Origin of the sequence: Rhizobium aureum, from assembly GCF_030182495.1 — a bacterium.
Classification (GTDB): Bacteria; Pseudomonadota; Alphaproteobacteria; order Rhizobiales; family Rhizobiaceae; genus Rhizobium; species Rhizobium tropici_C.
The window spans coordinates 196,988-209,602 of the sequence record NZ_JAQJCI010000006.1; the positions used below are offsets into that span (position 1 = coordinate 196,988).

General features: G+C 60.6%; 10 protein-coding genes. 6 read left to right on the forward strand and 4 right to left on the reverse strand.

Features of this window, described 5'->3' with window-relative positions; genetic code table 11:
• Positions 1–41: 41 nt before the first annotated feature.
• Together rhaS and PH552_RS17105 are read right to left on the reverse strand one after the other, a co-directional pair.
• Positions 42–1,037 carry a rhamnose ABC transporter substrate-binding protein gene (rhaS, locus tag PH552_RS17100; protein ID WP_112342357.1) on the reverse strand — a complete coding sequence of 332 codons (996 nt, stop codon included), beginning with the start codon at positions 1,035–1,037 and terminating at the stop codon, positions 42–44.
• 51 nt (positions 1,038–1,088) lie between these two features.
• Complete coding sequence (locus tag PH552_RS17105; protein ID WP_112342356.1) at positions 1,089–1,901, reverse strand: DeoR/GlpR family DNA-binding transcription regulator; 813 nt, start codon at positions 1,899–1,901, stop codon at positions 1,089–1,091.
• Positions 1,902–2,108: 207 nt separating this feature from the next.
• Here PH552_RS17105 and PH552_RS17110 point away from each other — a divergent pair, with 207 nt between their 5' ends.
• Entirely contained in the window at positions 2,109–4,205 is a 2,097-nt protein-coding gene (locus PH552_RS17110; protein ID WP_112342355.1) for a bifunctional rhamnulose-1-phosphate aldolase/short-chain dehydrogenase, read from the forward strand.
• 221 nt (positions 4,206–4,426) lie between these two features.
• Complete coding sequence (gene rhaI / locus PH552_RS17115; protein WP_112342354.1) at positions 4,427–5,719, forward strand: L-rhamnose catabolism isomerase; 1,293 nt, start codon at positions 4,427–4,429, stop codon at positions 5,717–5,719.
• Positions 5,720–5,777: 58 nt separating this feature from the next.
• Here rhaI and ggt read toward each other — a convergent pair whose 3' ends face one another.
• The gene (ggt, locus tag PH552_RS17120; protein ID WP_112342498.1) at positions 5,778–7,367 is read right to left on the reverse strand and encodes a gamma-glutamyltransferase; all 1,590 of its coding nucleotides are present in this window, start codon (positions 7,365–7,367) and stop codon (positions 5,778–5,780) included.
• Between the two features lie 324 nt (positions 7,368–7,691).
• Between ggt and PH552_RS17125 the strand changes: the two genes are divergently transcribed.
• On the forward strand, positions 7,692–8,486 hold the full coding sequence (locus PH552_RS17125; RefSeq protein ID WP_112342353.1) for an HpcH/HpaI aldolase family protein: 795 nt from the start codon (positions 7,692–7,694) through the stop codon (positions 8,484–8,486).
• A 243-nt stretch (positions 8,487–8,729) separates the two neighbouring features.
• Here the strand turns inward: PH552_RS17125 and PH552_RS17130 are convergent, their stop codons facing one another.
• The gene (locus tag PH552_RS17130) at positions 8,730–8,876 is read right to left on the reverse strand and encodes a hypothetical protein (RefSeq protein ID WP_285166186.1); all 147 of its coding nucleotides are present in this window, start codon (positions 8,874–8,876) and stop codon (positions 8,730–8,732) included.
• A 245-nt stretch (positions 8,877–9,121) separates the two neighbouring features.
• Between PH552_RS17130 and PH552_RS17135 the strand changes: the two genes are divergently transcribed.
• The 3 genes from PH552_RS17135 (at position 9,122) to PH552_RS17145 (ending at position 12,478) form a co-directional block, all read left to right on the forward strand.
• Complete coding sequence (locus PH552_RS17135) at positions 9,122–10,168, forward strand: LacI family transcriptional regulator (protein ID WP_181592349.1); 1,047 nt, start codon at positions 9,122–9,124, stop codon at positions 10,166–10,168.
• 245 nt (positions 10,169–10,413) lie between these two features.
• On the forward strand, positions 10,414–11,343 hold the full coding sequence (locus PH552_RS17140) for a sugar phosphate isomerase/epimerase family protein (protein WP_285166188.1): 930 nt from the start codon (positions 10,414–10,416) through the stop codon (positions 11,341–11,343).
• Positions 11,344–11,356: 13 nt separating this feature from the next.
• Positions 11,357–12,478, forward strand: a complete 1,122-nt coding sequence (locus tag PH552_RS17145; protein ID WP_112342350.1) for a Gfo/Idh/MocA family protein — start codon at positions 11,357–11,359, stop codon at positions 12,476–12,478.
• The last annotated feature ends 137 nt before the right edge of the window (positions 12,479–12,615 follow it).

The window sequence follows — 12,615 nt, forward strand, 5'->3', positions numbered from 1 at the left end:
GGCGGCTGACGCCGCCGGAGAGCTGCGAGTTCGATTTTCGATCAGAAAACCTTGGAGAACTGATCGATGTTCGAAGCGTTGTAGACGAACGGATCGGCCATGGCGGCTTCGCCGTTTTCGCCAACCTTGATCTTGCCCATGCGGCCGGCATTGATCTCGCTGCCCGGCTTGCCGTCGGTCTCGCCCTTGACCAGGCGATAGGCAATCTGCGTTGCGGAATAGCCGAGATCGATCGGGTTCCAGATCGCAAATTCCTTCGTCGCCCCAGACTTGATTGCGCCGGCCATTTCGGACGGCAGGCCGAGACCGGTCACGTAGACCTGGCCGATCTTGCCGGCATCCTTGACGGCCTGCGAAGCGGCGAGCACGCCGACCGTCGTCGGAGCGACGATGACTTTGACTTCCGGATGCGAGGTCAACAGGCCCTGGGCTTCACGATAGCTCTTGTCGGAGAGGTCGTCACCATAGACTGTTGTCACCAGGTTGAGGCCCGGGAAATCCTTCAGCTGCTTCTTCATCTCGCCGATCCAGATGTTCTGGTTCGTCGACGTCGTCGTGGCCGACAGGATGGCGAAATTGCCCTTGCCACCGTCGAGGTGATCCTTGGCGAGCGTCAGGCACATCTTGCCGATCAGCTCGTTGGACGAGGGGTTCAGCTGCAGGATACGGCCGGCCTTGGCGACACCGGAATCCCAGGAGATCACCTTGATGCCGCGCTGGGTGGCCTTCTTGAGAGCCGGGACGACGGCATCAGGATCGTTCGCCGAAATCGCGATGGCATCGACGCCCTGCGCGATCAGCGAGTTGATGACTTCAATCTGACCTTCGGCCGTGGTCGAAGTCGGGCCGGTATAGATCACCTGCACGCCGCCCAGATCCTTTGCAGCTTCCTGTGCGCCCTTGTTGGCGGCTTCAAAGAAGCCGTTGCCCAGCGACTTCACCACGAGACCGATCTTGACGTCTTTTGCACTGGCCGCGCCGGCGAAAAGCGTTGCGGCGAGCGCGACGCCGATCGCCAGTTTCTTTGCAATATTCATGTCACTTCCTCCCAAAGTTAATAGGCATGCTCACCCCGCCTGAGCCGCGTCTCATGCGACCGACGGGGAATCCTCCTCCTCGGCCTCAGCCGAAACATTTGCAATGATGAGCGAGATGCCCGCGTCCTCGATCATGCGCACCGTCTCGGCGGTGATGCCGTCGTCGGTGATGATGGTCGAGACCTGCTCGAGCGGGCAAAGGATCAGACTGGAGCGCTGGCGGAACTTGCTCGAATCGACCATGACGACAAGCTCGTCGGCCTGGCGCATGAGCTTCTGCTCGCTCTGGATGACCAGCGCGTCGGCTTCCATGATGCCGAGCGGGCCGACGCCCTGCGCGCCGATGAACATGCGCTGAGCGTAGAAATTCCGGATCGTATCGTTGTCGAAGGGCGAGAGGATCAGGCTTTGTTCGCGATAGATCGCGCCGCCCGGCACCGTCACGTTGTTCTTCGAATGCTTGACCAGGTGTTCGGCGATCGCGAAGGAATTGGTCATCACCTGCAGCCGGAAGGCCGAGATATAGTGGACCAGCTGAAACGTGGTCGTGCCGCCATTGATGATGATGGCGTCACCGGGATTGCAGAGTTCGGCCGCCTTGCGCGCAATTGCGCGCTTCCTATCGATGTTGACGGCTTCGGATACACGAAAAGGCCGTGCCGCCAGATTCCCAAGCTGAGGAGGATGGATGGATTCCGCGCCGCCGCGCACCCGCCGGATCTTTCCCTGTACATGCAGGGCAGCGATATCACGGCGTATCGTCGCTTCCGAAGCCTCGGTCAGCTCGGAAATATCCTGAATCGTGACGACGGACTTTTCCTGTACGGCGCTCAGAATAATGCGATGGCGTTCACGTTCGTGCATCGGCTCCTCCTTGATGGCGGTTATTTCGCAAATACGACAATGTGTCAATCATAAACGATCATAAACTTTCATATTGCAGCGCAACATTATCGAATTTGATCGTTTTCGATTGACAAGGCGACTATACGTGAGCGATACCCTGCTCACAAAGGGCGGTTCCATCATAATCCGGTCCGCCCGAAAGACTTGATTTCAAGGGAGGATGACATGGCGGCTGGCGTTCAGCTTCTGGAAAACCGTTGGGACGATGCATATGCTGATGGGCTCGATGAGCCGGGCAAGCTGCTCTATCGGTCGAATCTGCTCGGTGCCGACAAGCGTATCACCAACTACGGCGGCGGCAACACGTCGGCCAAGGTCATGGAAACCGATCCGCTCTCCGGCGAGAAGGTTAGGGTGCTCTGGGTCAAAGGCTCCGGCGGCGATGTCGGCACCATCAAGCTCGACGGTTTCGCCACGCTTTATCAGGACAAGCTCGACAGCCTGAAGAACATCTATCAGGGCGTTGCCGACGAGGACCGCATGGTCGGCTTCCTGCCGCATTGCACTTTCAACCTCAACGCCCGCGCCGCTTCGATCGATACGCCGCTGCATGGCTTCGTGCCGTTCACCCATGTCGACCATATGCACCCGGATGCCATCATCGCCATCGCCGCCTCGAAGAATTCACGCGAACTGACACGCGAGATCTTCGGCGACGATATCGGCTGGCTGCCCTGGCGCCGTCCCGGCTTCCAGCTCGGCCTCGATCTCGAAGCCTTCGTCAAGGCGCATCCGAATGCCAAGGGCGTCGTGCTCGAAAGCCATGGTCTCTTCACCTGGGCCGATGATGCCAAAGCCTGCTACGAGCTGACGCTCGCGATCGTCAACAAGGCGATCGAATGGTTCGCAGCCAAGACGGAAGGCAAGACGATTTTCGGCGGTGCCATCACCCAGAGCCTGCCGCAGGCGGAGCGTCGTGCGATCGCCGCCCGGCTGATGCCTGAAATCCGCGGCCGCATCGGCAAGGCGGAGCGCAAGCTCGGCGATTTCGACGATCAGGATGCCGTGCTCGAATTCGTCAATTCGAAGAACCTTCACCCGCTCGGCGCGCTCGGCACCAGCTGCCCGGACCATTTCTTGCGCACCAAGATCCGGCCACTGATCGTTGATTTCGACCCGGCCAAGCCCGATGTCGATGCGGTCATCGCCGGCCTCGACAAGGCGCTGGAAGATTATCGTGCCGACTACGCGCGCTACTACAATGATTGCAAGCACGACAATTCGCCTGCCATGCGCGACCCGAACCCGGTGATCTTCCTCGTGCCCGGCGTCGGCATGCTGTCCTTTGCCCGCGACAAGGCGACTGCCCGTATCGCCGGCGAGTTCTATGTCAACGCCATCAACGTCATGCGTGGCGCCTCCACGGTTTCCGAATATCAGGGCCTGCCGGAGCAGGAAGCCTTCGATATCGAATATTGGCTGCTGGAAGAGGCGAAGCTGCAGCGCATGCCGAAGCCGAAGAGCCTTGCCGGCCGTGTCGCTTTCGTGACTGGCGGCGCGGGCGGCATCGGTCGCGCCACCGCCGCGCGCCTGGTGGGCGAGGGCGCTTGTGTGGTTCTGGCTGACATCGACCAGGCGGCGCTGGAGAGCACACAGGCCGATTTCGCCAAGCGATATGGTGCCGATGCGGTGCGCAGCGTCAAGCTCGACGTGACGAAGGAAGATGCCGTCATCTCCTCCTTTGCCGAGGCTTGCGTCGAATTTGGCGGCGTCGATATTCTGGTCTCAAACGCCGGGATCGCGTCTTCCGCGCCGATCGAGAGCACCGAGCTTTCGATGTGGAACCGCAATATCGATATCCTCGCGACAGGCTATTTCCTCGTTTCGCGCGAAGCCTTCCGGCTGTTCCGCCGCCAGAATCTCGGCGGCAATGTCGTCTTCGTCGCCTCCAAGAACGGTTTGGCCTCCTCGCCGAATGCGGCCGCTTACTGCACGGCAAAAGCCGCCGAGATTCATCTCGCCCGCTGCCTGGCGCTGGAAGGGGCGGAAGCCGGCATCCGCGTGAACACGGTCAATCCCGACGCCGTGTTGCGCGGCTCGAAGATTTGGAATGGCGAGTGGCGCGAGCAGCGCGCCGCCTCCTCGAAGATCGAGGTGGACGAACTGGAGGAACATTATCGCAAGCGCTCGATGCTGAAGCTGAATGTGTTTCCCGAGGACATTGCCGAAGCGATCTATTTCCTGGCTTCGGACCTTTCCGCCAAATCGACCGGCAATATCATCAACGTCGACGCCGGCAACGCGCAGAGCTTTACGCGGTAGTTGGCCGCACTTCCTTCTCCCCCGCGGGGAGAAGGTGGCCCAAAGGGCCGGATGAGGGGGCGCGGCAGACGCGGTTCTATCTTTCGCTCACGCTCAAGATGGTCGTCGCTTCGCTCCTTACCCCCTCATCTGCCCGTTGGGCATCTTCTCCCCGCGGGGGAGAAGAGGGAATAAGCTGATCGAGACGCTGATATTTTGAGTGACGTACATGGGAGGAAAGAATGGCCGAGTTTAGAATTGCGCCCGATCTGGTCGCTGCAGAAAACGACAAGCGCGCCGCCGCGCTGAAATCCGATTATGAGGCGCTCGGCGCCACGCTCGCCCGCCGCGGCATCGATATCGAAGCCGTCACCAAAAAAGTTTCTGAATTCTTCGTTGCCGTTCCGTCCTGGGGCGTTGGCACCGGCGGCACGCGCTTTGCCCGTTTCCCGGGCACCGGCGAGCCACGCGGCATCTTCGACAAGCTCGATGATTGCGCCGTCATTCAGCAGCTGACGCGGGCAACACCAAGGGTTTCGCTGCACATTCCCTGGGACAAGGCCGATGCGAGGGAATTGAAGGCGAAAGGCGATGCACTCGGCCTCGGCTTTGACGCCATGAACTCCAACACCTTTTCCGATGCGCCCGGTCAGGCCCATTCCTACAAGTTCGGTTCGCTGAGCCACGTCGATGCTGCGACCCGCGCCCAGGCTGTCGAACACAATATCGAATGCATCGAGATCGGCAAGGCGCTCGGCTCGAAGGCGCTGACGGTGTGGATCGGCGACGGCTCGAACTTCCCGGGACAGACCAATTTCACCAAGGCCTTCGAGCGCTATCTCGCCGCCATGGCCGACATCTACAAGGCACTGCCGGATGACTGGCGGCTGTTTTCAGAGCACAAGATGTACGAGCCGGCCTTCTATTCTACGGTCGTACAGGACTGGGGCACCAACTATCTGGTCGCGCAGACCCTCGGCCCCAAGGCGCAGTGCCTCGTCGATCTCGGTCACCACGCGCCGAATACCAATATCGAAATGATCGTCGCGCGCCTCATCCAATTCGGCAAGCTCGGCGGTTTCCATTTCAACGATTCCAAGTATGGCGACGACGATCTCGATGCCGGCGCCATCGAGCCCTACCGCCTGTTCCTCGTCTTCAACGAACTGGTCGATGCCGAGCGGCGCGGGGTCAACGACTTCAATCCGGCGCATATGATCGACCAGTCGCATAACGTTACGGACCCGATCGAAAGCCTGATTTCCAGTGCCAACGAGATTCGTCGCGCCTACGCACAGGCGCTGATTGTCGATCGTAAGGCACTGGACGGCTATCAGGATGCGAATGACGCGCTGATGGCGTCGGAAACGCTGAAGCGCGCCTATCGCGCCGATGTCGAGCCGATCCTGGCCGAAGCTCGCCGCCGCGCCGGCGGCGCCATCGATCCGGTCGCCACCTACAGGGCGAGCGGCTATCGCCGCAAGGTTGCCAGCGAACGTCCGGCATCCGTTGCCGGCGGTGGCGGGATCATCTGACGCCCCCGGTAATTCCGGCGGATGGGCGACCTCATGCCCTCCGCCGAAAGTGCTTTGCTCAATAACCGAGCGCCATGCCATCCTTGCGGTGGTCGGATGCGCCGAGCAGGATGCCGCGCTCGTGATCGATCATGATTGCCTGCGCGCCGCCGATCGGTTCATCCGCCCAGTCGACGGTGTGGCCGCGCCGCTCCAGATCCCGCCTGGTTTCCTCCGATATGGTCGGCTCGAGCGAGAGCTTGCCGCCGAAACAGAAGCTGCGCGGTTGGTCGCTCGCCTGCTGCGGATCGAGATCGCGATCGAGGATCTGGGTGAGCATATGGGCATGGCCGGCTGCCTGATATTGTCCACCCATGACGCCGAAACTCATGCGCACCTTGCCACCTTCCATCAGCATTGCCGGAATGATCGTATGGAAGGGCAGCTTGCCGGGACCGATGGCGTTCGGGTGGCCCGGTTTGACGACGAAGCCGGCCCCGCGGTTCTGTAGCAAGACGCCCGAGCGAGGCGCATAGATGCCGCTGCCGAAAGCCATGAACACGGAATTGATGAGGGAAATGGAGTTGCCGTCCCGATCGACGACGGAGACATAGACCGTGTCGCGATGTGTCGGTCCGTCCCAGATCTTGGTGTCGGCGGCACGCTCGAGGCTGATCTTCGCCCGCATGGCGGCGACCGATCGATCGGACAGCAATTCGTCGATGTCGAAAGTGAGATGGTCGGGATCGCAGATCAGTTGGTCGCGCATGGCGTAACCGGCCTTGGTCGCTTCGGCATGCAGGTGGATGCGGTCGGCTTCGGAAAGCTTGGGATCGCGAAGGTCGAAGCCGTCGAGAATGCGGGTGATCAGCAGCGCCGCCAGGCCCTGGCCGTTCGGCGGGCATTCCAAAAGGTCCCGGCCACGGAACTTGCCGGAAATAGGCTTCGTGTCGAAAGCCTTGTAGTCCGCGAAGTCGCTTTCCGCGTGCAGGCCGCCCAGCGATTGAAGAAGCGCAGTGATCTCCTCGGCCACCGGGCCGCGGTAGAATGCGTTCCGACCATCTCTGGCGACGGCTCTGAGGGTGGCGGCAAGCGCCGGGTTGGCAATACGGTCGCCGGTGCGCGGCGCCTTGCCGTTCGGCAGGAAATAGGCAGCCGCTTGCGGATATTTGGCCACACGATAACTGTAGCGGCGCCAATCGAGTTCGACGCGCGGCGTGACGCAATAGCCGTCTTCCGCAGCCGCGATTGCAGGGGCCAGAACGCGATCCATGCCCAGCCGGCCATAGGAGCCAATCAGCCGGCACCATGCATCGATCGCGCCGGGAATGGTAACGGCATGCGGGCTGTCGTCCGGGATGGCACTAAAGCCCTTATCGAGGAAATAGTCGAGATTTGCCTTCTTCGGTGCACGGCCCGAGCCGTTCAGCCCGACCGGCGTACCGCCGCCAGCGCTGTAAAGCGCGAAGCAATCGCCACCTATACCCGTCATGTGCGGGTCGATGACGGACTGCAGTGCGACTGCGGCGACTGCAGCGTCCACGGCATTGCCACCGGCTCGCAGAATGTCGACGGCGGCAAGTGTAGCCAGTGGATGCGAAGTTGCCGCCATGCCTTTGTCGGAGATCGCGACAGATCGGCCTGGCTTGAAAAAATCTCGCTGCTGCATGGTTTCGATGCTCTCCATGTGTCCCGCCCCCATCCGTCTGCGATGCGGCGTCGTTAGTGTTTTACGGTGTTTTGGCGGTCATGGAAGAGATGAACTGGCCGAGTGGTGATTTTCGGTTGCGTGCTGCCGCATATGAGGTGGCGCTGAGTGCCCAAGCGGCGAAGGCCCCGTTCTTCCGATTCTCGCGCAGCAGGCGATCACTTTCGAGTGGTCCGACAGCGGGAATTGAGTATTGTCGAGGGCAGCGATGCGGTTGATTCATGATTGGGTGATCGGCCGATGTCTCGAAGGACAGAGCCTGTTCTGGATAGGTGAGGAAAGACGATGACGATTGACATTAACGGTTTTGCCGGACGCCTGAAGCGCCGCGAAAATGGCGGCATGATCTCCGGCTGGGTCGGTATTCCCGACGCGATGCTCGTCAACCATCTGGCGCAGGAAGATTTCGATACGCTCGTCCTGGATATGCAGCACGGCATGTGGGATATGGCTTCCGCCGCAAATGGCATTGCGCATGTCCGGCTTGCCGGCAAGCCGGCAATTGCCCGCATTCCGGTCGGCGACTTCGCATCGGCATCGCGGCTTCTGGACGCCGGGGCCTCCGCCATTATCGCGCCGATGATCAATTCCGCAGATGACGCACGCGCCCTGGTGAAGGCGACCAAATATCCGCCGCTCGGCGAGCGCAGCTGGGGCCCCTCGCTTGCTCTCAATCATTTCGCCATTTCCGCGGAAGACTATCTGCAGAGCGCCAACAGCCTGACCGTTACCATCGCGATGGTCGAAACCCGGACAGCGCTCGACGCGATCGACGAGATTCTTGCCGTTGATGGTATCGACGGCATCTTCATCGGCCCATCGGATCTTTCCATCGCGCTTTCGAATGGTGCCCGGCTTGCGCCCGAGAGTGCTGCGATCGACCAGGCGCTTTCAACCGCGCTCGCGCGCTGCCGCGCCCATGGCAAGATCGTCTGCGCCTTTGGCGGCGACGGCGATCGCGCCGGGCAATATTTGAAGCTCGGCCTCGATCTGGTCATTGCCGGTACGGAAACGGCGCAGCTGCGGGCAGGTGCCCGCACGGCCATCCAGGCTGCGCGCAAGATCGCGGACCAGAGCTGACGCCTTACAGACCTGACCAAGATGGTTCCGGTTAAGCCGATGCTCACTCCGTGATATTGAACGATGGTTTTGGATCTGCTGCCATCAAGGCGCCGGCGGATCCAGGCATTCAGAATGCTGGGCGGCGAACGTTGAAGCAATTCCGGAAAACTGCACAAACGGCTTTCGGTCCGGAATTGCGAGACAACAAAGAGATAGAGCGGTTTGGCAGTTCCGTGAAACGGTGAACTGCTCCAGCCTCCGTTAGTTTACGAGCTTTACGAAGCAGGGATTATACGACTCTTCGCCACAGCTGCCGCGGGCTTTCGCCGGCGTGATCGTGTTTTGAATGGCGATGGCGACAAGCGTTACGGCAATGATCGTCAAAACAGTTCTCGTATATTTATCCATGAGATTCCCCGGTGATAGAAGGATGAAACATACGCAGCTTAAAATTGATTTTCTGAACGTCGCCTGAATATCGATGCTTAGGGTTGTATTCTGATGTGCGTGACGAGTCTCGGAATGACGGTGCACGCACGCATTTCCCTCCCCCACATTGAGCGCAGCCCGTGCTTGCATCCTCGTCGGGCTGCAGGCATTCTCGCGCCGATATGACGGAGCGGAATGATTTGCCGAAAGTGCAGGAACTGGCGATGGGACGCGGTTTGCGGCGGGAGGCGGGCCAGCGCGTGACCCTGCGGACGGTTGCGACCGCTCTCGGCCTGTCCGTCACGACCGTCAGCCGCGCCTTGAAGGAAGGCCCCGAGGTCAATCGGGAAACGATCGAGCTGGTCAAGCGGGCGGCAAGCGAGCTCGGCTATCGTCCCAATCTCGGTGGCGTCAATCTTCGCACCGGCAAGACCCATGCCATCGGTATCGTGCTGCCTTTCGGGCGCGAGGGCGAGATGAACATTGTCGTCGCCTCGCTGATCGAGGGCGCCTCGCGCTACATGAAGGCGCGCGGTTATCGGACCACGATCGCACCGCAACTGCAGGCCGATGATCCCTTGGCGACGGTGCGTGATATCGTCGAAGAAGGATCGGTCGACGGTATCGTCATCACGCATACGACCCCGCAGGACGACCGCGTCAAATATCTGCTCGAGGTCGGCATGCCCTTTGTCACTTTCGGCCGTACCGAACTCTTGAGCGTTCATCCGAGCATCGACCTCGACCATGAGGTGATCGGCGCGGAGGCGGCGCGCCTGCTTCTGGATGCCGGGCACCATATGCCGCTGCTGATCGCGCCCAGCCATCAATTCACTTACAGCCTGCAATTCGTTCGCGGCTGGCGCAGGACCTTTGCGGAACGCCATCTCAATGTTCCGGACGATTGCATTCATTTTACCTCCGCGACCCCCGACAATGGTCGCGAGATGGCAAAGCGCATAGCCGTGCAGAAACCTGAAGCGAGCGCCGCTTTCGTCGCGAGCGAGGAAGCGGCGCTCGGGTTCCTCGCCGGCCTGCGCGACGCCGGACGACAGGCCGGCAAGGACTTCGCTCTGATCACTTACGGCGGCACGGCGCTGCCGGACTTTTTCAATCCGCCGCTCAGCACGTTCCACTATTCGAACCATGCCATAGGCGAGCGTTTGGCCGCCTTTCTGCATCGGGCGATCGCCGGCGAAGATTCGGCCGATCTGCGCGAAGTCGTCCGTGCCGCCTTCGTCGATCATCAGAGCCAGGCCCGCCACGGTTAAACAATGACGCAGCGCGAATATGAGCGAATTTCCGGAAAGTATTCGTAACGTTACGAATTCGCCTATTCTTCCTGAATTCGCTGCGACGCGCCAGAAAATATCGAGTTGACAGATGTCCCTTTTTCGTGATCGTAACGTTACGAATGACGAGAACGCGGGCTGGGAGGCTTGCGGGCAAGTCGTTTCGGCAATGCTGCGGAGCTACCGTGTACAGGTGGCCGCATTCCGAGGCGGAGGAGGATGACATGAGCGGAAACTCGCTTTTTTTCGGATCGCCAATTTGGACCTTCAATTGGAATCCGCCCTATCAGGCGCCGCTCCGGCGGCTTGCCCGCACCGGCTGCAAGGGGTTCGAGCTGACGGCATGGTCGGTGGACATGCTGAGCTACTATACGCCCGAAACCATTGGTGAATTGAAGACGATCGCCGACGGGGAGGGGCTGATTCTCACCAATTTCTTCTTCAATCTGCCGTTCAACCGCGCCGCAAACGCCGCCGTCTCGACCGTCGATCTCAATGGCTACAAGCGCGGGATGGATGTCGCCGCTGCCATCGGCACGCCGGTCGTGACAAGCATGACGCCCTATCCGTTTCAGTCCGAGGTCAAGCCGATCCTGCAGCGGCCGATTTCGCAGGAATGGAGTGCGGCGGTCGAGCAGCAATGGGATTGGACAGGCGAATATGACGCCGTCGTCGAAGGTTTCGCCAGAGCCTGCGAAATTGCCGCCTCCGCCAATCTCAGGGTTGCGATCGAGCCGCACCCGTATCGCTGGGTCAGTTCCGGTCAGGGCATGCTGCGCCTGATCGAGCGCACCGGCGCTGCCAATCTCGGCCTGAATTTCGACCCGAGCCATCTCTTTCCGGCCGGCGACATGCCGCATTACGTCGTGCTGGCACTCGGTGATCGCATCTTCAATACGCATTTTTCCGACAACGAGGGTCATACCAACGCCCATTGGCGGCCGGGACGCGGCAAGATCGACTGGAAGGCGATCTTCGCGGCACTTCGGACCATCGGCTATTCCGGCCCGATCACTCTGGAGTTGGAAGATGCGCCTGGGGCCTCGCACTGGACGCATTTTCGCGAAGCGACGGCAGAATTCGACGACGAGATGCGCCGCGGCATGAGCTATCTGCGCACCGCTGCCGCAGAGCTTGATATCACCATTTCGTAAGAGGCAAATCCCAATGAGCAACGAGCCCATGAAAGTCGGCATCGTCGGCGCCGGCAATATCAGCGCCACCTATGTCGCGACCCTGCACATGTTCGATTTCATCCGCGTGAAATCGGTCTACGATCTCTACGACGCATCGGCGCGCAAACTCGCCGAGCAGTTCGGCATCGAAGCCGTGGCGCTCGATACGATGCTTTCCGACCCGGAAATCGGCCTGATCATCAACCTGACGACGCCGGTCTCGCATTATGCCATCAGCAAAAAGGCCCTGCTTGCCGGCAAGCATGTCTATTCGGAAAAGCCGCTCGGCATTTCCATGGCCGAAGCGGAAGACCTGATGGCGATCGCGCGGGCAGGGGATCTGCGGCTTGGCTGTGCCCCCGACACCTTCCTCGGCGGCGGCCATCAGCTGACGCGCCGGCTGCTCGACGAAGGGCGCATCGGCAAGACGATCTCGGCAACGGCAATGCTGCTTTTGCCTGGCCACGAGCACTGGCACCCCAATCCCGCCTTCTTCTATGGTCGTGGCGGCGGTCCGATGCTTGATGTCGGCCCCTATTACGTCACCAACCTGATCGCACTGCTCGGCCCGGTGCGCGAGGTCTTCGGCACGGCGAAGATCACTCGTATCGAACGTACGGTGAAGACCGATCCGCATCGCGGCGAGACGATCAAGGTCTTGGTGCCGACGCATCTGACCGGCGTGATGGAATTCCATAGCGGTGCGACCGTCACTATCGCCACCAGCTTCGACGTTATCAAGCACAGGCACAATCAGATCGAGCTTTACGGCTCCGAAGGCACCATGGTGACGCCGGATCCGAACAATTTCACCGGCAAGGTCGAAATATTCCGCGATGGGGACGATGCATGGCGGGAGATTCCGGTCGATCATCCCTACACCGAAGGTATGCCCGGCCATCTCGGCCTGCGCGGATTGGGCGCGGCCGAAATGGTGGATTCCCTTCGCTCGGGGCGCCGACATCGGGTATCGTCGGAACTGGCCTTCCACGCATTGGAAGTCATGACGGCTTTCGAACGTTCTGCCCAATCACGCGGCGTGGTTGCAATTCATAGCAGTTGCGGCCGCCCGGATCCGATAGCGCGCACAATTAATGAGGGACGTTTCGCCTAGGCTGCGCTATAGAGTTCAGGAAAATGCGGTCCTTTCGGGTTGCAGGCTTGACGAAGGGGCAATGCCAGAGGAAGCATTGACCACTTGCCGCTGGGAACGGAGGCCCGGCGGCGCGGTTTTGGAGGATCGTTGAATTC

Bases quoted from the DNA above. Each gene is read 5' to 3' on its own strand.
- PH552_RS17145 (WP_112342350.1), top strand. From the start codon at position 11,357: ATGAGCAACGAGCCCATGAAAGTCGGCATCGTCGGCGCCGGCAATATC.
- PH552_RS17110 (WP_112342355.1), top strand. From the start codon at position 2,109: ATGGCGGCTGGCGTTCAGCTTCTGGAAAACCGTTGGGACGATGCATAT.
- ggt (WP_112342498.1), bottom strand. From the start codon at position 7,367: ATGCAGCAGCGAGATTTTTTCAAGCCAGGCCGATCTGTCGCGATCTCC.
- rhaI (WP_112342354.1), top strand. From the start codon at position 4,427: ATGGCCGAGTTTAGAATTGCGCCCGATCTGGTCGCTGCAGAAAACGAC.
- PH552_RS17130 (WP_285166186.1), bottom strand. From the start codon at position 8,876: ATGGATAAATATACGAGAACTGTTTTGACGATCATTGCCGTAACGCTT.
- PH552_RS17125 (WP_112342353.1), top strand. From the start codon at position 7,692: ATGACGATTGACATTAACGGTTTTGCCGGACGCCTGAAGCGCCGCGAA.
- PH552_RS17140 (WP_285166188.1), top strand. From the start codon at position 10,414: ATGAGCGGAAACTCGCTTTTTTTCGGATCGCCAATTTGGACCTTCAAT.
- rhaS (WP_112342357.1), bottom strand. From the start codon at position 1,037: ATGAATATTGCAAAGAAACTGGCGATCGGCGTCGCGCTCGCCGCAACG.
- PH552_RS17135 (WP_181592349.1), top strand. From the start codon at position 9,122: ATGGGACGCGGTTTGCGGCGGGAGGCGGGCCAGCGCGTGACCCTGCGG.
- PH552_RS17105 (WP_112342356.1), bottom strand. From the start codon at position 1,901: ATGCACGAACGTGAACGCCATCGCATTATTCTGAGCGCCGTACAGGAA.